This is a genomic window from Brucella sp. NBRC 12953 (assembly GCF_040369775.1).
GTDB classification, from domain to species: domain Bacteria; phylum Pseudomonadota; class Alphaproteobacteria; order Rhizobiales; family Rhizobiaceae; genus Brucella; species Brucella pseudogrignonensis.
Map to the genome: position 1 here is coordinate 68,858 of NZ_BAABSV010000006.1, position 19,092 is coordinate 87,949.

Below are 19,092 nucleotides of genomic sequence, written 5' to 3' on the forward strand. Positions count from 1 at the left end.
TGTCTATAATCTAATCGATTTAAATTCAACCGTCCAATATAACATTCTCGCGAATGTTGCCAATTACAGCTGTCTTTGCATTCCGGTTAACCGCATATGCATAGATGACATGTTCAACATAGAGCCATATTCAGGCATGAACACAGCTGTGCTGAACAAAGTTTTTAATGGTTTGACGGGCGGATCATATCTCTCATCCGCAAAAGGAGAATGACATGAAGAGGCTGCAGGATAAGGTTGCGATCATCACAGGTGCGGGATCGGGTTTCGGTTCTGCCATAGCGCGCCGATTTGCAGCCGAAGGTGCAAAGGTCGTACTGGCTGATGTCAATGTGAAGCGCCTTGAAGACGAGCTAGCCGATATTGGCGAGAATGCATTGTCTGTGCAGGCTGATGTTTCGCGCAAGGATGATATGGAGCGGCTGGCGCGTGCGGCATTCGACAAGTTCGGTCGTATCGACATCATGGTCAACAATGCCGGTTTTACGCATCGTAACATGCCTTTGACGGAGGTAGATGAGCATAATTTCGATCTCATCAATGCGGTCAACATGAAGGCGATTTATTATTCGACATTGCTTGTCGCGCCGATCATGGAACACCAGGGCAGCGGCGTCATCATCAATACCGCATCGGCGATGGCCAATCGTCCACGCAAGGGCCTCACATGGTTTGCTGCTTCCAAAGGCTGGGTTGTAAGCGCCACCAAGGCGATGGCGCTTGAACTTGCTGAGAAGAATATCCGCGTCAACTGCATCTGCCCTGCTGAAAGCGAGGGTGAGGCTCTCGGGTTGTTCCTGGCGGAAGATACCCCAAAGGCGCGTGAAGGTCTGAAAGCCACCATTCCGCTTGGCCGTTTCTCCAAACCGGAAGATGTGGCGGAAGCCGCACTTTTCCTGGCATCGGATGCATCATCGATGGTGACAGGAACCGCGCTCAATGTTGATGGCGGTTACTCGATTTAATAACCCGCCTCGCTCAGGAAGTCATTGAATATGGCTTCCAGTTTTTCATGGCGTGCCGCCGCCATCTGGCTTCCGGTTTCAGTTTTGAAGCCGGAGGCAAGTTTGAAAAGCTTGGTGCGGAAGTGATCCAGCGCATAGATTTTATCATCCAGCGGGCGGTTTTCGGCCATCGGATCGTTGCTGTCGTAAAGTGCGCTGCCAATGCGGCCTGCAATATAAAAGCAGCGCGCGGCACCAATTACCCCAATCGCCTCCAGTCGGTCCGCATCCTGCAATATCTTTGCCTCAAGCGTGCGCGTCTCGATATTGGCAGAAAAGCTGTGTGCCTCGATCACATGGGCGGTGGCAGCAATACGTTCTTCATTCCATCCAAGCTCACGCAGAAGATTGGACGCTTTTTCAGCGGCCAGTCCTGATGCGCGATGGCGATCCGGCGAATTCTTTTCGACGCTGACGCAATCATGGAGCAGGGCGGCGGCGAAGAGTATTTCCGCGTCGCCGCCTTCCGACTTTTGAATTGCAGCAGCATTTTTCCATACGCGCGCAATGTGGGACAGATCATGCGAGCCGTCGGCTTTTGCCTCCAGGGCGTGCGGCAGAAGCTGTTCTGCCAGTGCATCGAAGGGCGCGAATGGTTGGAATGTCATGTCAGGCTTTCAAAAAGGACTCAATTGATGGGTGTACCTATTCCCGCCATACGTCAGTTCTGTGAAGCCCTGCGCAAAACCATCCAATTATAAAGCGCCCCCATCGCCATCAAGAGACAGGTGCCGATAAATACCCACGGCATACCCATGCGTCCGCCGACAAAGCCACCGGCGACCGGACCCGCAACCTGCCCGACATATTGCGCCGAAACAGAGAGGCCAAGTACGCTGCCTGCAACACGGTCAGGGACATTGTGCCGGATGACGCTGCTGATGCAGGGTAAAAGGCCGCCGAGCGCCAAGCCCATCAGGAAGCGTAAACCGATCAGCTGCCAGGCTTCGGTTACGAAAGCCTGCGGAATCAGCAGGATTGCGGCAATCGCCAAAGCGCCAGTGATAACGCGGGTATGGCCGATACGATCTGCCAGACGGCCAAGACGCGAGGCCGACAGGATGCTGCCGAGCGCTGCCGCAGCCATCACGACGCCGGAAATCAGAGTGACCTTGGTCTGGTCATCCATGAGCTGCATCACATAGACGGTGATGATCGGTTCGATCGACATATTGGCGAACATCAACAACATACCGGTCGCAAGCATGGCAATGACCGGTCTGCGGTCGGGAACCGCTGCCCATATCGATTGCTTCTTTTGTTCCTTGTTTCGCTTGGGCGGTTTGCGATCTTCGCGGATCAGAAATGTCGTTGCAAGGAAGGTCAGGAAGATCACGCTGCCCGCCAGCCAGAAGGTCGCGCGGATGCCTATCAGCGGTGGAAGCGCGCCACCCAGCAGAGGGCCAGCCAGATTGCCTGCCATGATGCCGGCAGAAAGTGCGCCGAGCGCCCAGCCGGTCTTATCCTTTGGTGTCTGGGTCGCGACGAGGATCATGGAGCCGGACGAATAGCCGCCTGCGATGCCGACGAACAGGCGGAGTGCGACGAGCTGCCAGATATCTGTGACCATGCCCATCAGCGACATGGCAATAGCCATGCCAAGGCTTGCCCGGATCAGCATCAGCTTGCGGCCATAAAGATCACCGAGCTTGCCCCAGAACGGAGCTACAATTGCGGCTGCGAGAAAGGTCGCGCCATAGGCAATGCCTGACCATTGCACGATAGCGGCATGATCGGCGACGCCCAGTTGTTCAACATAAAGCGGTAGGAACGGCATAAGCAGCGACATGGCAACAAGCGTGGTGAACGAACCGATCAGGCAGATGAGAAGGTTCTGCTTCCAGTAGCGTTCGTGAATTTCGTCTGCGACGGTCGCGTTCTTCGCATCCGCGTTGATTGTGGCCTTGCCGCCGCTTGTGGCGTGCTGGGTGCTCATGCTGTGTTCCGTGTTTTTATGCGTGATTGCATTGTATGCCATTTTGGGATACCAAAATGGAATACACACATGCGCCTGTCCTGACGGCTTGTCAATCAGTCGCGCGCCAGAATTATTGAGGGTCCAATGTCACAGATGCGTCAAGTCGAAGAACAGCTACGCGATATGATCCTCGGGCTTGAGCTGGGGCCGGGTGAGCGGCTGACCGAACGCTGGATCGAAGCGCAGTTTAATGCTTCACGCACGCCGATCCGCGCAGCGCTTTTGCGTCTTGAGGCGGAAGGGCTTGTCGGGCGGGAAGGGCGCGGCTGGACCGTTTCACCGATCAATCTATCGGAGATTGAACAGATAGGCGTTTATCGCGAGGCGCTGGAGATTGCTGCCCTCGATGTCACTTGCGCGCTGGAAGATCGCAGTGGCGTGGAGGCGATTGCCGAAATGCTCAACAGTTGCGATGCCAAAAGCACGCGCGAGGAATGGCATCGTGTGGGCATGGATTTTCACATCGAACTCGCGCGGCTTTCAGGCAATGAATTTCTCAGCCGTGGTGTTCGCGATGCCATGCAGCGGCTGTCACGGGCGCGCTGGCTTGAAGTGCGCGACGCGGACGCGCTGGCGCGTGCGTGGCAGCAGCATCGCGCAATTCTTGATGCCGTGCGGGAAGGAGATGCGTCGCAAGCGACAGCTCTGATGACATCGCATCTTGGAGGAAGCCGGTCGCGCCTGATCGATAATCTGCGCGAGGACCGGCGAGGTTTGAAAGCGCGCGGCTTTGCGGTGGTTAGCGGCTAAAAGCATTTCCAGAAAAAGTGCGAAGCGGTTTTGCTGGAAATGCGTAAAAACAGATAACTTTCACCATTCAGGCAGCTTGTGTCCAGCACGGTCAAAGCAGGATGGTCGTCCTTCTTTAATGCCCACATCGCGCAGCAGATATTCCGGCGAATTCTCGCTGATGACGTAATGGCTCGGCTTCCGCTTGAACAAGCGTGCAATCCACGCACGCAGGCCGGAAGACGCTATTTTTTCAGGGCAAACAACGGCAATCGTAGAAGAGTTGATCTCAACATCACGCATGGTCGATCTCGATTTTTTCTGAGCTTAGAGCCTAGTGTGGTGGATTTGAAGTTCCTATCATTTGTGTTGCATTCACGTTTAGGAACTTCAAATCCGTAAACCACACTAGATTCAAAATTTTACTCGTATGGCTTAGAACCCGAAATTCGCTCCGAGAACTGCTTCAAAGTGATACGAATTTCGGGTTCGCCATACTAGTGGGAGGCTGGGCTGTCGGTTAAACTGTGCCTATAGTTATGACAGAAAAACGCGTTGTTTTCCAATCGAACGTCGATTATGATGCATAAGGAGAACTTATGTATTATGACGTCGCCCTTACCACCGCTCTCAGCCATTCGTGTTTTTGAATCCGCCTCCCGCCATGCAAGCTTTACGCGGGCTGCGGAAGAGCTTGGAATGACTCAGGCTGCTGTCAGCTATCAGATAAAATTGCTGGAAGAGCGTGTCGGCGCACCGCTGTTTCTGCGAAAGCCGCGCCAGGTGGAATTGACCGAACTGGGCAAGCGTCTTGCTCCCGCCATCAATGACGCTTTTGAAACCATGCGGGCCGCCTTTGCATCGGCTCGCGAAGATACGCAAGGCGTTTTGACGATCAGTGCTGTGGTGACTTTTGCAGCCAACTGGCTTGTGCAGCGGTTGGGATCGTTCCAGATGCGGCATCCGGCGCTGGCTGTGCGGCTGGATACATCGAACGATATGGTCGATTTCGCGACCTCGAATGTCGATATGGCCATACGCAGCGGGCGAGGTGAATGGCCCGGTATGATCTCGCATGAGCTGATTAAAGCGCAGTTTTCACCGATGCTTAGTCCGAAGCTTATTGAATCTGTCGGCGGTATTAAAGAACCTGCTGATCTGTTGCGTCTTCGCGCCGTTGACCCCACCGATCCATGGTGGAAAATCTGGTATAAGGCTGCCGGAATTGAAAACCCCGATATCAAGGGCAACGCATTCAGCCGGTATGGCGCGCAGCATCTGGAAGGGCGAGCCGCTGCAGCCGGGCAGGGCGTGGGTATCCTGACGCCTGCCTTTCATGCGGCTGAACTGGCATCAGGGCAATTGATCCAACCCTTTGATCTTCTTTGCGATGATGGACAGGCCTATTGGCTGGTCTATCCCAAAGCGCGAAAGAACATGCCCAAAGTCCGGGCTTTTCGTGAGTGGATTTTGAGTGAACTAAGTTAAGTCTTGAAGACGAATACCAAGGTCCTCGATTTCCGTATCTGCGAAAACCTCAATGCCATGGCCGCGAAGAAGAGTGGCGGTGACACCCGCACCAGAATGCTTCTGGCCGATGAATTTGCCATCATAGATCGTGCGACTGCCGCAAGACGGGCTACCATCGATTAACAGAGCAAAGCGGCAATCATTTGCTTGTGCAATAGCAAGCGCGGCCTGAGCACCGGCGACAAATTGTGCGGTTACATCGCCGCCGGTTTCTTCAATGACGCGGCCTTTTCCGGAAAGAACGGATTCACCATCGCCTCCCGCAGCGATTTCTGCAGGGAGGCGCGGCACGCTGAATCCCGCCATCAATTCGGGGCAAACTGTCACGAGTCGCCCTTCGGCACGCCACTTATCGACAAGTGGATGTGCAAGCGGCTTTGCCGATCCGTTGTAACGGACCGGATGACCCGCAAGGCAGGCGCTGATCAGTATTTTGCCGCTCATGGTGTGAACCTTTGATTATGGATGCGGATTGGGGAAACCGTGCCGCTCGGCAAGAACTGCGAGAATAGCGTCCTTGTCCGAAACGAAAGCATTACCTTCATTCTCGCCGGTCTGATGGACCGAGCGATCCCCTTTCGTCAATATGAACAAAGGTAATGACTGGTTTTCTTCCCCCACAAGAGCAATGACTTCATGCCTTGGACGCGGCCAGGCGACCCGCTTGATGTCGAGGTCTTTCCCGAGTTCGGGAAAGGAAGCCAGAACCCCTTCCATCAAGGCACAATGCTCGCAATAGAATTTTTGTCCGGGATAGGCCGGGTCTTCAAACCCCGGCTGCAAAAGGTAAAGCGTATCGCGATTCATGATTTCAACTTCCATTATTGCTTTGGAACAGGGCGCCATACAGCAGAATTCCATAAACTTGAATCAGTTTAAGACAAAATTATGCTGTAAATATAAAGTGTTAGATCGGCCTTTATGCGCCCAAAAAGGGCGCATAAAGGCCGATCGAGTCATGCTTGAGAGACTCGGCTGAGTTCTTCATTCAGATTAGCAGCCAGTTCAAAAAAGCGCTGACGAATTTGCGGTGCAAAGTCATTTGCACGTTCGATGGCATGGAAAACCTCTGGTGCATCATGGCGCACCATGCCGACGGCCTGCATAATGAGATCGAAGCTCTTCGTCGTCATACGCGTTGGCAATGGCTCCATCTGCACCAGCACTTTAGCGATCAGATGCGTGAGTCCCTGAACCATGGCCGCATCGCGATCATGGTCTTCGGGCGTTGTCATAATCACATCAAGCGCCAGTTGCTTGCGCAAGAATGCGCCGATGCGAAGCGCTTGCGTGCCGCGAACCGGACAAATGGCAATCTTCAGGCCAGCGATCCCGTTGCGTGCGCTTTGCGGACCAAACAACGGATGCGTGGCGACAATATCGACATGATCCGGCAGGCCTTTGAGCATGATATTGGCCGGGCCAACCTTCACCGATCCGACATCCATAACCAGTGCGCCGGGCAACAGATGCGGAGCAATTGCCTCAACAACACCTTCAAGGGTTGATACGGGTGTTGCCAGAATAACGATGTCGCAACCGGCTGTATCTTCGATTGTCGCAAGTGTTACAGAGAGCGCGCCTGCAACATTATCCAGTCTTGCGACAGGATCATAAGCATACAGACGGTAATATGGGCTGAGGTAACGGGCGATAAGCTGCCCGAATGCACCAAAACCGATAATGCCGATTGTTTTATGCTGATGATTTTCGTCGAAAGACATAGACTGACCTCTGAATGGCTGGATCGCCAGAGGCACCGTCTTCAAACTAAACCGCTGGCAATGCAGCGGTTGAACTATGACAAAGCAAAAACACCGCTATATGAGCGGGGCGTAATAAGACCGGGTGTTGATGAGCGCTTTAATCATGGTGCCTTGCTATTCCTGCCGGGACGCATTGTCAATCACTTGAATGCGCCCCGGCGTTCAATCGTTCAAAGGTTGCTCACGCCGCCGTCGACCTGAATTTCCGAACCGACCACGAATGTCGATTCATCGGAGGCAAGAAACACCGCAGCTTTTGCAAGCTCAACGGGCTTGCCCATCCGCCCAATTGGCACGAGCTTGCGTATATCCGCACGCAAGGCTTCTTCTTCATCGGCAGCAAGTCCCAGCTTGCCAAAAGCCGGCGTTTCAGTCGGGCCGGGACTCAGACCATTTACACGAATGCCGCGATCGACAAGTTCACCGGAAAGTGTCCGTGCGAGCGAAAGAATCCCCGCCTTGCTGGCTGCATAGACACTGCTTTGCGGTAAGCCGATATGTGCGCTGGCCGATCCGCACAGGATGACGGATGAGGGATTGGCAAGAAGCGGTAGCAACGCTTTGATGAGAAAGAATGGCCCTTTCAGATTGATCGCCATCAGGCGGTCATAGGCCTCTTCGGAAAAGTCCTGCAGCGGGCTATGGGTGACGTCGCCCGCATTTATGTAAAGGGCATCCAGGCGCGGCCATTGTTCTGCAAGCGTCTGTGCAAGCTGCTCCTGTGCCGCAACATCTCCTGAATCACTTCGGATTTTGAGAACACTGTCAGGCAGCTCGCGAGCAGCCGAGTCCAGACCTTCTGCCTTGCGGCCTGTAATGGCCACGGTCGCCCCTTCAAGGGCGAACTGTCTGGCTGTTTCAAGCCCGATACCGCTCGTACCGCCTGTAATAAGCGTATATTTTCCTTCGAGACGACCCATAATTCACCTTTCTGCAGCCGAAGCATTTTCGCTTCCGGGAGAAAGGACATTGTGTCCATTAGTATCCAATGTATAGTAGGCACCAATTTGGTACTAAAGGAATAATTTTCCGATCTGGAGATCACGTCCATGGGTGACATATCGAGTGAGGTGTCCACCGACAGTCGGTGCCCCATGGTTGATTTCGTCAATCTGATTGCTGGAAAATGGGCGATACCGATCCTGTATCGGCTGATCGTTACGGATGGTCCCATCCGTTTTGGTGAATTGCAGCGTGCTGTCGCGCCGATCACCCAGAAAGAACTGACGCGGCAGCTCCGGCTGTTTGAAACACGCGGGTTGATTACCCGCGTCGTTTATCCGGAAATGCCGCCAAGAGTGGAATATGAGGTGACGCCGTTAGGCAAAACCCTGCGTGATACGCTTGATTCACTTGCCTGCTGGATGCAGGCAAATGGATCAAAGCTGAAGGTCTGAAAGCCGTGTCTTATACCAAGGCGGCTCGAGATGCTGGCGCATCACGCCTAGAGAAAGTTCGAACGCTACTCGGACTAACCAGAACTCCATGAGGCATTCTCATAGAGTTTTGGTATTATGCAGGCTGGTTGGCGGCGCGCATATAGCGAACCGTCGCAAACCACAGCACCACGCCAATGCCGAGCAGCACAGCGGCAATAGCATATTGTTCTGTATCGCGTCCGGTCCAGGGACCGGCAAGGAATGTGCAGCTGATAGCACCCAGTATCGGCAGAATCGTGGGTGTGCGGAAATGCTTGTGATCGACATGATCATTGCGCAAAACCAATACTGCGACATTGACCACCGCGAACACACAGAGAAGCAATAATGCGGTCGTACCGCCGAGCGCTGGAACACCACCTGCAAACAGAATAAGGCCAACTGCCAGCAGCGAAGTGAAAATAATCGCGATATGCGGTGTGCGGCGACCCTTGTGCACCTTGCCTAACACGTCCGGAACCACGCCTTCACGCGCCATACCGTAGATAAGGCGGCTTGCCATCATCATGTTGATCAATGCGGAGTTGGCAACGGCAAACATGGTGATCAGCGCAAAGACACCAATCGGGAAGCCCGGTGCACCAGCTTGAATGACCTTGAGAAGCGGGGTATCGCCTTCACCAAGTTCGGCGGCGGAAACCAGCGTAATGGCCGAAATGGAAACGAGCACATAGACAATACCCGTAATGGCCAGGCCTGTGAGGAGCACTTTCGGGAAAAGGCGACTTGGTTCTTTGCATTCCTCAGCCATATTGACGGAGTCTTCAAAGCCGACCATCGCGAAGAAGGCGAGGGTCGTTGCGGCGATAACAGGCCAGAAATAGCCGCTGCCTTCAGGCGTTTCGAAAGTCCAGGCGCGCGATACATCGCCTTGGCCGCCAGCGATTGCCCAGAGGCCGATGCCGATAATTATGAGCAGGCCTGTGACTTCAACAACAGTGAGAACGACGTTCATTTTCACGCTCTCGCCAACGCCGCGAAAATTGACGGCCGCAATCAGTGCAATAAAGCCGACTGCAATGAGCGGTATGCCCCATTCACCGAAAGCCAGGCCCAGCGATGCCTCGAAGTTTGCAGCAAAGGCGCGTGAGGCCGTGGACGCGGAGGTGATGCCCGAAGACATGACAGCGAAAGCCACAAGAAAGGTAATGAAGTGAACGCCGAAGGCTTTGTGCGTATAGAGTGCTGCGCCTGCCGCACGCGGATATTTGGTGACAAGCTCAAGATAGCTACACGCAGTTAGCAGCGCGACCACGAACGCGATCAGAAAGGGTAGCCACACAACGCCACCGACTTCTGCCGCAACTTCACCGGTCAAGGCATAGATGCCTGTACCCAGCACGTCGCCAATGATGAAAAGTAAAAGAAGACCGGGCCCCATCACCCGTTTCAGTTCAGTTTTTTCTTCGCCCGCATTGTCGATCGGATTTTGCATCGAGTCCTCCTCATTCCGGGCACAAGCAGTTTCAAAGCTGCGCAAAGCCAAGATTTGCCGCAGCAAATGCAAGTATCGTCAATAAAAGCAGTCCAGACATCTTTAATGAACGAATATGCGAAGTGGTTCCGAACATCGGGCATTTCTGGAACGGGTAAAACAGATCACCACTTAATCTCGATCAACATTTTCTAGTTTTCAGACCGCTCAAATCCCGCCGAAAAAATCCCCCTTTGAGGTAGAGCCTACGCCTATTCGTGGAGGCTTTAGCCCGGATTGCTGGAATATTTTCGGTTGGGTCATCGGCTATGATCAGATTCGTAATCTTGGGGCGAAGCAACAGAAGCAGACCATCCGCGTAACACGGATTGGAAGCTTCAGATTTTTGATTTGACGCATCGTGCTTTGCAAAAATCCAAGTTGATTTTAGCCGATGCCTGGCATTCGAAGAGCGGAGGGATCCATGTCATCAGATAATAACCCGCACTCGCCTCGCAATCGCGCGCGACGACACTTTTTAGGCGCTGCCGCAGGAATGGCCGCAAAAGCTGCGGCGCTTGGCGCTTTGGCTTCGTCAATTTCATCACTGCCTGCGCGCGCCATGGGCACGAAATGGTGGGAGAATGGCGGTGGTTCGGCCGCCAATTGCCTTCTCAAGGGCACGCTCATCGATACGCCAAAGGGGCCTGTTCCCGTCGAAAAGGTGGCGATAGGTGATCTTGTCAAAACGGTTCGCGGTGAAACGCTGCCGGTTAAATGGATTGGGTGGCAATGTCTCGTAAGCTCTGGCGCGGAGTGGAATGAGAGCATCATGCCAATCCGCGTCAAGCGTCATGCGCTTGGCGGTAAACTTCCGCGGCGTGATCTTTATCTTTCGCCAAACCATGCCTTGTTGATCGACGGCGTTCTCATCCGCGTAAAAGATCTGGTCAATGGGCATTCGATTGCACGCATTTCAGAAGATGACGCCATCGATTATTACAACATCGTGCTCGACAGCCACGATGTGGTTTTTGCAGAGGGTGTGGCGGTTGAAACCTATCTAATGCGCGACGAAAACTATCTGAGCTTCACGAATTTCGCTGAGTATCAGCAGCTCTATGCTGATGAACCGCGTGTGACCATGACACCTTTCGCGCCGATCATGGGCTATGAAGGCGCACGGGAACATATGCACGCTCTTCTGTGTATGAGCGGCGTGCTGCCCATGCGCGATGTCGTGGAAGAAACCTATCAGAGATTGGCTACACCATCGGCCTAGAAATCAATTTTGATTTTTGGAAAGCACGATGCGTAATTCATGAAGTCATGGTGCCTGAGTAAGTGTCACTTAGAGTAACAGGTCAATTAAACTTGCGGGCGATACATCCTCAGATGTGTCGCCTGCTTTTTTAAATCCGATCCATCAGCGCGTACCATGACAGTGCAAGGAAGAGGAGGGGTGCCCTGAACGTGCGGCCACCCGGAAACGCCGGAATGCGTAACTCTTCAAACAGCTTGAGCTTGTCGCGCTTGCCGGAAATGCTTTCCGCGTAGAGCCTGCCCATGTAATTGGCGAGCATGACCCCATGGCCGGAATAGCCACCTGCGGAAATGACACCGGGCATCACTTCACGCACAAATGGCTGGCGCGGCATGGTTATGCCAACGGACCCACCCCAGGCCTGCGTGATTTCAACCTTGTCGAGTGCGGGATAGATTTCCGCGATCTGTCGGCGGATATGTTCGCTGATGTCGCGTGGATTGTCCGCCGTATAGGCTTCACGACCACCAAACAGCAGACGACCATCCTTGGATTTACGGAAATAGCGAACGACGAAGCGTGAGTCATCAACCGACTCCCCGCCGGGAATGACCGGGCTGTTATCGCCCAAGGGTGCCGTTGCGCCGATGAACGAACGGATCGGCATGACATGGGCAGCGCTCGTAGGCTCCAGATCGCCGCCATGCGCATTGACCGCAAGAAAAGCGTTCTTTGCTGAAATCGTGCCACGCGGGGTTTGAACTTCAACGCGGCCGCTTGCTGTCGTTATCTTCGTGGCTTTGGTGTTCTCAAACAGGTGCGCACCGGCAGCTTGTGCCGTCTTCGCCAGACCAACCAGCAATTTCAGCGGGTGAATATGCCCTGTCCCGGTATCATAGACCCCGCCGTGATAGCGGTTTGAACCGAGAAGCGTGGCCATTTCGTCGCGTTCGACATAGCGAATGTGAGGGTAGTTGAAACGCGTAGCCATCAGTTCCGCATGGTCCTGATAGTTTTTGAGATAGCGCGGCTTATGTACGGCCGAAATCTGGCCGGGCATATATTCCATGTCGATATTGTGCTCGCGGGCAAAACCAAGCAAATAAGTCTTGGCTTCTTCCGCAACGTCAAACAGGGCTTTGGCACGTTCAAAGCCATATTGCTTTTCGAGATCTTCGGCCCACATGCGCTGCCCTGTGCCGAATTGGCCGCCATTGCGGCCCGATGCCCCATCACCGAAGCGTGCAGCTTCGATCAGTACGACATCGGCTCCCTGCTTTGCCAGATGATAAGCCGCTGAAAGCCCCGTATAGCCGCCGCCAATAACCACGACATCCGCCTGACGGGCGCCGTCGAGTTCTTCATATTGCGGGCGTTCTCGAACACTCGCTTCGTACCACGAGAATCCGGGCGAGATTGGGGACTTATATGGCATCAACGACTCCGGAATAGGGCAATAGGGCAGTAAGGCAGTAGGGCAATATGTCTTTATTGATCGGATAATTTCCGGATCAACAATCGCAATAGCTTGCCTACGCTTTCACTCGTTTCCATTATTGAGCTCATCGTCTCTTTGTGTGTGAAATTCAGTCTTTCGGCAATTAGAAGGTGTGTTTCCATTTCTTTGAGGGAGCCTTGAGCGATACGAAGAAACTGTTGATATGAACCGCGATTTTCGCGTCCGAAACCTTCGGCAATATTGGCAGGAACAGAAACAGCCGCTCGGCGCACCTGACTGGTCAGTCCATAAATCTCTTCTTTTGGCCAGCTGTTGGTCAGCTTATAAATTGCAGTAACCAGTTCCATGGCTTGGTTCCAAACCAGGAGATCACGATACGAATTGACTGTCATGTTCCCCCGGGTTTGTATCCTACTGCCCTACTGCCCTACTGCCCTACTGCCCTACTGCCCTACTGCCGTAACTCAAACATTCAACAGCAGGAACTCACGTTCCCACGGGCTGATGACTTCCATGAAGGTCTCAAATTCGGCACGCTTGATCGCCGCATAGGTTGTGACGAATGAATTACCGAACAGATTGCGTAACTCCTGATCATTTTCAAACAGTTCTACCGCGTCGATCAGGCCGCGTGGCAGGTCGATTTCCTTGGTGTTGACGCTGGTTGAAGCTGGCTGATCCGCTTCAATTTTGTTCACCAGGCCAATCAGCCCGCAGGCAAGCGAAGCAGCAAGCGCCAGATAGGGATTTGCATCCGACGATGGAATGCGGTTTTCAACGCGTCGACCACCCGGCTCAGACCGCGGTACGCGGAATGCAGTCGTGCGGTTGTCGTAGCCCCATTTCACGTTGACAGGAGCCGACGCGGACGGTGTCAGACGACGATAAGAGTTTACATAGGGAGCAAACATTACGAGCGCGTTCGGCACATGGCGTTGCATACCGCCGATGAAATGGCGGAAGGCTTCGCTTTCACTGCCATCTTCATTGGAGAAAATGTTGCGTCCGGTCTTCTTGTCGACAATCGACTGATGAATATGCATCGCCGAACCCGGCTGGCCCTGAATAGGCTTGGCCATGAAGGTTGCATACATATCATGCTTGAGCGCTGCTTCACGGATCGTGCGCTTGAACAAAAATACCTGATCGGCCAGTTCAACCGGATCGCCATGGCGCAGGTTGATTTCAAGCTGGGCTGCACCTTCTTCGTGGATCAGCGTATCGATCTCAAGGCCTTGGCCTTCAGAGAAATGATAGATGTCGTCGATCAGTTCGTCGAACTCGTTGACTCCAGCAATCGAATAGCCCTGACCGCCGCCAATGGCGCGACCGGACCGACCGACCGGAGGTGTGAGCGGGTAATCCGGGTCGGGGTTTTTGCGGACCAGATAAAACTCGATTTCCGGTGCCACGACCGGTTTGAGGCCGCGCTTGTTATAGGCAGCAACGACAGAACGCAGCACGTTGCGCGGTGTGAATTCAACCGCACGTCCATCCTGATAAACCAGATCGCAGATAACCTGCGCTGTGGCGTCGGATTCCCACGGCACGGCGGAGAGGGTGGAAAGGTCTGGTAAGAGTCGCAGATCGCCGTCGTCTTCGGGATATTGGAAGCCATGGCCGTCTTCAGGATAATCGCCCGAAATCGTGGTCATGAACACCGCCGATGGAAGCGCCAGCGAAGTGTTCGATGTGAACTTCTTCGATGGCATCATCTTGCCGCGGGCAACGCCCGCCTGATCAGGGGTGATGCATTCGATGTCTTCAATGTCTCGCCATGCCAGCCATTCTGTGGCTTGCTTCCAGTTCTTCACGCCGCGAAGCGATTTGACATAAGCAGGCGTACGGCGACGCGGCGCACGCGTAACCTTCTTCTCCGTCGTATCAGCAGACATCCAACACCAAAAAATGATTTCGTATGTCCGCATGATAGCGGGGACATTCAACAATGACAAATGACCTTTGAGCAACAATAACATTAAATATTGTGGCGTATTTTGCGGGCTAGGTTGGTCCTGTTGGGCGGTCGGCACCCTTCGTTAACATCCGCTGTGTCAGCATGTGAGCAGCTCAGTTGCAAAGAGGGGCAAAGATGTGGATTGCCACTTTTGCGTAATGTTGGCGCCACGTTTGAGAGAAAAATTCCCAAATGCATTTTTTTGGAGATTTTCTTTATGCAAAGAACGATCAAAGCGGCTTTCGGATTGGCAGGCGGCACCTTGCTTGCGATGCTCGCCCTGCAAGGGCAGGCCTCGGCTGCAGGTCAAAAACTCACCTGCATGATCATCCTCAATGCGAACAGCGGTGAGGTCATCGCCAAAGAGGGCGAGATTTGCGACAAGCGCAACAGCCCGGCATCAACCTTCAAAGTGCCATTGGCGCTGATGGGTTTTGAAAGCGGCATATTAAAAGATAGCCACAACCCGTCCTGGCCTTACAAGGAGGGTTATCCGGCGTGGCGTGAATCTTGGAAACAATCTGTCGATCCGACCTATTGGGAAGACCAGTCGGTAGTCTGGTTCTCACAGGAGCTGACGCGGAAGCTCGGAAAAGAAAAGTTTCAGGAATACACAGACCAACTCAACTACGGCAATCGTGATCTGAGCGGCGATCCGGGCAAGAATAACGGCATGTTGCGCTCATGGATTTCCTCGTCGCTGACGATATCGCCCAATGAGCAGGCGGATTTTCTGATGAAAATGGTCAATAACAAGCTGCCGTTCTCGGAAGCTGCAATGACCAAAACCATGGCCATTCTGCCGAGCCATAAGCTTTCAAACGGCTGGACAGCTCATGGCAAAACCGGTTCGGCGTTTGAAACAGGTCCCAAGGGCAAGCCGGATCGGCGTCGTCAATTTGGCTGGTATGTCGGATGGGCTGAGAAAGGCGATGAAAAAGTCGTATTTGTGCGCCTGAACCGAAATATGCTGGCGCATAATGCGGGTATGGGGCCGGTGACGCGTGACGAGCAATGGTCGATACTGGAAAAGACACTTAAATAATCTGAATAGCGCGCCATCGAAATATCTTTCACGGCGCGCTATCGTTTTAAAGTCCGAAATGCTCTTTGATGGATGGAGCTGCAATAATCAGTTGGTCCACCAGATTTGGATCGCGTTCACGGATATATAGAAACACCTGATTTCCGGCATCGGTGATCTGCTCGCTTGAAAGACCGCTTGTGCGGAGATTGGCAGCAGCTTTGAGCAACGCGCTCATCTTTTCGCCAGCAATTGTGTCCATCAAACCTGAAAAAACACCGAGAAAACCGCCGCTTCCCGTGGCGAGCACGTCATGGCTTTCCGCCAGCGGCTTCGCATCGGGTAAAAGCTCGAACACTTTCTCTCCAATTTCCGGTGTGCTGTGTTGCAGCACGGAAAAAACTGATCCGGTCAGTTTTTCGGCAAGCGGCTGATCGATATTGACCCGATTTGCAACGGTGTCGACGAGCGATTGAATGGACATAGTGGCTCCTGATTGCGTCCTGCGACGGTTTTATGGGCCCTGCTTATTGATGGCAATTGTCAAGAACGCATCAAGATTTGATCGAGTTCAGAACTTGCGATGCTTGGCGAAGAAGCGCAAAGACTATAAGCACCGCCCGTAACATTCTGGGATATGCACTAAAATGATCGTTCGTCCGCGTCCGCCCTTGTGGAAATTATTCTTCATCCTCAAAGGCTCTATTGTCACGCGGATATTGCCACAAATCTTTGCGGTATTCGTACTGTCGCTCGTTGTGGTCTGGGCGCATCGCGCCTTTCCGGGTTGGGTTCCGGCATTCAACAATGGCACAGCCTTCGCGCTGCTTGGCATTGCGCTTTCGATCTTTTTGGGCTTCCGCAACAATGCTTGCTACGACCGCTGGTGGGAAGCGCGCAAAGTCTGGGGCAAACTTGTGCATGTGGCACGCAGCTTTTCGCGTCAGACAATGGTGCTGGACCATCTGTCGGGTGCGGAAGGCGCGCGCGCGAAGCTTCTTCATTATGTGATTGCATTCACGCAGTCGATGGTGCCGCATCTTCGGCCAGATGATGGTCAGGCAAAAGCCCACAAGTGGCTTAATTCTGATGAGCAAGCAGCCTTTACTGCAAGCCGCAACGGGCCGGATTTCATTCTACGCAAAATTGGTGAGATACTTGCAGAATTGCGCGGTGCAGGGCGTATTGATGCGATAGATTTCCAGACACTTGATGAAACGGTGAAAAGCCTTTCCGAAGTGCAGGCGGCCTGCGAGCGTCTGCGCTTTACGCCGGTGCCGTTTGGCTACACGTTGCTGTTGCACCGCACGGCCTATCTGTTCTGCTTTTTCATTCCCTTTGGTTTTGCAGATATGCTGGGCTGGGGAACGCCGTTCGCGACCACGCTGGTCGCTTACACCTTCTTCGGTCTTGATGCGCTTGGCGATGAGCTGGAAGAACCCTTTGGCACGCTGCCCAATGATCTTCCGATCGGCGCGATCGCTGATACGATCGAGATCAATCTGCGCGAAGCATTGGGTGAAACGAATTTGCCAGACCTGCCGCAGCCGAAAGATTACCTGCTCATGTAAAAAAGAACCCGACTGGCAGAGCCAGCCGGGGAGGTCAGTCAGGCCAGTCCAACATGGATGAACTGGTATATCAAGGTCTAATCGACTTTCTTTGGATGAAACGACCGGTATGCGACATTTACGCTCGTTATTTCCCGTCGCCGCAGCTTCGCCGAAGTAAACAATATCACGGTGAAGGTAATGGTCGTGAGCGTCATCATGGGTTTCGGGTAATGATAACCGGGATCAGCAGATCCCCCCATTTGCCTTCGCCATTCCCGTGTTGCCGTAGGCACACAAAAATAAAAAGCATGGTGGCGAAGGCAATTGTCGTGAGCGTCATCATGGGTTTCGGGTAACGATAACCGGGATCAGCAGATCTCCCCAGTTGCCTTCGCCACCATGATGTCGAGCGGAGCGAACCAGCTCAACGGAAACACCGGCCTCGACTGCATTCATAACCGACTGGTTGAGGCGGTGCAGGTCATTGGCAAGCATACGGATCGCGCTTTGCTGATCGGTGCTCATCGAGGTTGATTGCTCTTCGGCTCTTTCCTTAACGCGTGCAATCGAAGCCATTGTTATTCTCCTCTCAAGAATTGGGCGTCACTCAGCAGCCGGACGGAACTGTGCTGTTTCGGTGGATTCCTTCATGGCGGTGGTCGAAGACTGGCCGCCGGTGATTGCGAGCGACACGGCATCGAAATAGCCGGTGCCGACTTCGCGCTGGTGTTTGGTTGCGGTGTAACCATTGGCTTCAGCTGCAAATTCTGCCTGCTGCAGCTCGGAATAGGCCGCCATCTGACGATCTTTGTAGCCGCGTGCCAGTTCGAACATGCCGAAGTTGAGCTGGTGGAAACCGGCCAGCGTGATGAACTGGAACTTGTAGCCCATCGCGCCCAGCTCACGCTGGAACTTGGCAATCGTTGCGTCGTCGAGGTTCTTTTTCCAGTTGAACGACGGCGAGCAGTTATAAGCGAGCTTCTTGCCCGGATGCGCCTTATGCACGGCTTCCGCAAAGCGACGAGCCTGCTCGAGATCGGGCTTTGATGTTTCCATCCAGATCAGATCGCAATAGGGCGCATAGGCAATCGCACGGGCGATGCACGGCTCGATGCCGTTCTTCACCTGATAAAATCCTTCCGCAGTGCGGCCCGCATCATAATCAACGAAAGGCTGATCGCGTTCGTCAATATCCGAGGTCAGAAGTTTGGCGGCTTCCGCATCCGTGCGGGCGATAACCAGCGTGGAAGTTCCCATAACGTCAGCCGCCAGGCGTGCCGCATTGAGGTTGCGGATATGGGCCGCAGTCGGGATCAGAACTTTGCCGCCCAGATGGCCGCACTTCTTTTCAGATGCCAGCTGGTCTTCATAATGCACACCGGCAGCACCCGCTTCGATGAAGGCCTTCATGATCTCGAAAGCATTCAGCGGTCCACCGAAGCCTGCTTCCGCATCGGCAACAATTGGCGCAAACCACGTATCGACCGACAGTCCTTTGCCTTCTGCTGTTTCAATCTGGTCGGCACGCTGCAACGTCTTGTTGATGCGCTTGGCGAGTTCAGGTGCGGCATTAGCCGGGTAAAGCGACTGGTCGGGATACATGGCTGAAGCCGTGTTCGCATCCGCTGCAACCTGCCAACCAGAAAGGTAGATCGCCTTCAATCCGGCGCGAACCATTTGCATGGCTTGATTGCCGGAAAGCGCGCCAAGTGCGTTGACGAAGTCTTCCTCGTGGATGAGCTTCCACAGACGGTTTGCACCCATCTCGGCCAGCGAATACTTGATCTCCACCGAACCGCGCAGCCTTTTCACGTCTTCGGCTTTATGCGCACGCTGGATGCCGTCAAAGCGGCCCTTGGGTGCCGAAGGGATGAGGCTGTAAAAATCTGTCATTTCGGTGTCTCCTCACACTTGGATCAGGTTTTTGAAGAGCAGATTATCGTCGCTCTTTCTGTGACTAGATTTACAATCCCAC

At 53.7% G+C, this 19,092-nt stretch carries 21 protein-coding genes; 7 read left to right on the top strand and 14 right to left on the bottom strand.

Annotated features, from left to right (window positions below; all coding sequences use genetic code 11):
* The first annotated feature begins 215 nt into the window (after positions 1-215).
* Positions 216-965 carry an SDR family oxidoreductase gene (locus ABWV94_RS15335; RefSeq protein ID WP_064321888.1) on the top strand — a complete coding sequence of 250 codons (750 nt, stop codon included), beginning with the start codon at positions 216-218 and terminating at the stop codon, positions 963-965.
* Here the strand turns inward: ABWV94_RS15335 and ABWV94_RS15340 are convergent.
* Both ABWV94_RS15340 and ABWV94_RS15345 read right to left on the bottom strand, forming a co-directional pair.
* Positions 962-1,612, bottom strand: a complete 651-nt coding sequence (locus ABWV94_RS15340) for an HD domain-containing protein (RefSeq protein WP_353414187.1) — start codon at positions 1,610-1,612, stop codon at positions 962-964. The two genes, ABWV94_RS15335 and ABWV94_RS15340, sit on opposite strands and share 4 nt — an antisense overlap.
* 53 nt (positions 1,613-1,665) lie before the next feature.
* Positions 1,666-2,940, bottom strand: a complete 1,275-nt coding sequence (locus tag ABWV94_RS15345) for a multidrug efflux MFS transporter (protein ID WP_502905182.1) — start codon at positions 2,938-2,940, stop codon at positions 1,666-1,668.
* Between the two features lie 126 nt (positions 2,941-3,066).
* Here ABWV94_RS15345 and ABWV94_RS15350 point away from each other — a divergent pair, with 126 nt between their 5' ends.
* Entirely contained in the window at positions 3,067-3,732 is a 666-nt protein-coding gene (locus tag ABWV94_RS15350) for a GntR family transcriptional regulator (RefSeq protein WP_353414191.1), read from the top strand.
* Positions 3,733-3,792: 60 nt separating this feature from the next.
* On the opposite strand, the gene ABWV94_RS15355 is transcribed toward ABWV94_RS15350, so the two are convergent.
* Positions 3,793-4,014, bottom strand: a complete 222-nt coding sequence (locus ABWV94_RS15355) for a hypothetical protein (protein ID WP_353414193.1) — start codon at positions 4,012-4,014, stop codon at positions 3,793-3,795.
* Positions 4,015-4,317: 303 nt separating this feature from the next.
* Here ABWV94_RS15355 and ABWV94_RS15360 point away from each other — a divergent pair, with 303 nt between their 5' ends.
* The gene (locus ABWV94_RS15360; protein WP_353414195.1) at positions 4,318-5,199 is read left to right on the top strand and encodes a LysR substrate-binding domain-containing protein; all 882 of its coding nucleotides are present in this window, start codon (positions 4,318-4,320) and stop codon (positions 5,197-5,199) included.
* Here ABWV94_RS15360 and ABWV94_RS15365 read toward each other — a convergent pair.
* The 4 genes from ABWV94_RS15365 to ABWV94_RS15380 all read right to left on the bottom strand — a co-directional run bounded on the left by ABWV94_RS15365 (position 5,191) and on the right by ABWV94_RS15380 (position 7,927).
* The gene (locus ABWV94_RS15365) at positions 5,191-5,685 is read right to left on the bottom strand and encodes a 2-thiouracil desulfurase family protein (RefSeq protein ID WP_353414197.1); all 495 of its coding nucleotides are present in this window, start codon (positions 5,683-5,685) and stop codon (positions 5,191-5,193) included. The genes ABWV94_RS15360 and ABWV94_RS15365 overlap by 9 nt on opposite strands.
* 15 nt (positions 5,686-5,700) lie before the next feature.
* Entirely contained in the window at positions 5,701-6,048 is a 348-nt protein-coding gene (locus ABWV94_RS15370) for a DUF3088 domain-containing protein (RefSeq protein ID WP_112806971.1), read from the bottom strand.
* 149 nt (positions 6,049-6,197) lie between these two features.
* Positions 6,198-6,965 (bottom strand): prephenate dehydrogenase/arogenate dehydrogenase family protein, encoded by a 768-nt coding sequence (locus ABWV94_RS15375; protein ID WP_194779527.1) that lies wholly within the window; start codon positions 6,963-6,965, stop codon positions 6,198-6,200.
* A 212-nt stretch (positions 6,966-7,177) separates the two neighbouring features.
* Positions 7,178-7,927, bottom strand: coding sequence for an SDR family oxidoreductase (locus ABWV94_RS15380; protein WP_113158200.1), 750 nt, complete (start codon positions 7,925-7,927; stop codon positions 7,178-7,180).
* 129 nt (positions 7,928-8,056) lie between these two features.
* Between ABWV94_RS15380 and ABWV94_RS15385 the strand changes: the two genes are divergently transcribed.
* The gene (locus tag ABWV94_RS15385) at positions 8,057-8,404 is read left to right on the top strand and encodes a winged helix-turn-helix transcriptional regulator (protein ID WP_084479850.1); all 348 of its coding nucleotides are present in this window, start codon (positions 8,057-8,059) and stop codon (positions 8,402-8,404) included.
* Between the two features lie 115 nt (positions 8,405-8,519).
* Here the strand turns inward: ABWV94_RS15385 and ABWV94_RS15390 are convergent, their stop codons facing one another.
* Complete coding sequence (locus ABWV94_RS15390; protein ID WP_064321879.1) at positions 8,520-9,881, bottom strand: APC family permease; 1,362 nt, start codon at positions 9,879-9,881, stop codon at positions 8,520-8,522.
* 463 nt (positions 9,882-10,344) lie between these two features.
* Between ABWV94_RS15390 and ABWV94_RS15395 the strand changes: the two genes are divergently transcribed.
* Positions 10,345-11,142, top strand: a complete 798-nt coding sequence (locus ABWV94_RS15395; RefSeq protein WP_353414201.1) for a Hint domain-containing protein — start codon at positions 10,345-10,347, stop codon at positions 11,140-11,142.
* 130 nt (positions 11,143-11,272) lie between these two features.
* Here ABWV94_RS15395 and ABWV94_RS15400 read toward each other — a convergent pair whose 3' ends face one another.
* The 3 genes from ABWV94_RS15400 to ABWV94_RS15410 form a co-directional block, all read right to left on the bottom strand.
* Positions 11,273-12,559, bottom strand: coding sequence for an NAD(P)/FAD-dependent oxidoreductase (locus ABWV94_RS15400; protein ID WP_353414203.1), 1,287 nt, complete (start codon positions 12,557-12,559; stop codon positions 11,273-11,275).
* 53 nt (positions 12,560-12,612) lie between these two features.
* Entirely contained in the window at positions 12,613-12,975 is a 363-nt protein-coding gene (locus tag ABWV94_RS15405) for a four helix bundle protein (RefSeq protein WP_112806863.1), read from the bottom strand.
* A gap of 72 nt (positions 12,976-13,047) precedes the next feature.
* The gene (locus ABWV94_RS15410; protein ID WP_007879682.1) at positions 13,048-14,478 is read right to left on the bottom strand and encodes a glutamine synthetase family protein; all 1,431 of its coding nucleotides are present in this window, start codon (positions 14,476-14,478) and stop codon (positions 13,048-13,050) included.
* 90 nt (positions 14,479-14,568) lie between these two features.
* On the opposite strand from ABWV94_RS15410, the gene blaOXA reads away from it, so the two are divergent.
* Positions 14,569-15,585 carry an OXA-919 family class D beta-lactamase gene (gene blaOXA / locus ABWV94_RS15415; RefSeq protein ID WP_353414205.1) on the top strand — a complete coding sequence of 339 codons (1,017 nt, stop codon included), beginning with the start codon at positions 14,569-14,571 and terminating at the stop codon, positions 15,583-15,585.
* A gap of 46 nt (positions 15,586-15,631) precedes the next feature.
* Here the strand turns inward: blaOXA and ABWV94_RS15420 are convergent, their stop codons facing one another.
* Positions 15,632-16,048 (bottom strand): DUF2267 domain-containing protein, encoded by a 417-nt coding sequence (locus ABWV94_RS15420; protein WP_113158195.1) that lies wholly within the window; start codon positions 16,046-16,048, stop codon positions 15,632-15,634.
* 163 nt (positions 16,049-16,211) lie between these two features.
* Between ABWV94_RS15420 and ABWV94_RS15425 the strand changes: the two genes are divergently transcribed.
* Positions 16,212-17,135 (top strand): bestrophin family protein, encoded by a 924-nt coding sequence (locus ABWV94_RS15425; RefSeq protein ID WP_353414207.1) that lies wholly within the window; start codon positions 16,212-16,214, stop codon positions 17,133-17,135.
* A 321-nt stretch (positions 17,136-17,456) separates the two neighbouring features.
* Here the strand turns inward: ABWV94_RS15425 and ABWV94_RS15430 are convergent, their stop codons facing one another.
* Both ABWV94_RS15430 and aceA read right to left on the bottom strand, forming a co-directional pair.
* The gene (locus ABWV94_RS15430) at positions 17,457-17,693 is read right to left on the bottom strand and encodes an SMc00767 family acetate metabolism repressor (RefSeq protein ID WP_007879671.1); all 237 of its coding nucleotides are present in this window, start codon (positions 17,691-17,693) and stop codon (positions 17,457-17,459) included.
* Positions 17,694-17,720: 27 nt separating this feature from the next.
* Positions 17,721-19,010, bottom strand: a complete 1,290-nt coding sequence (gene aceA / locus ABWV94_RS15435; RefSeq protein WP_353414209.1) for an isocitrate lyase — start codon at positions 19,008-19,010, stop codon at positions 17,721-17,723.
* Positions 19,011-19,092 lie beyond the last annotated feature (82 nt).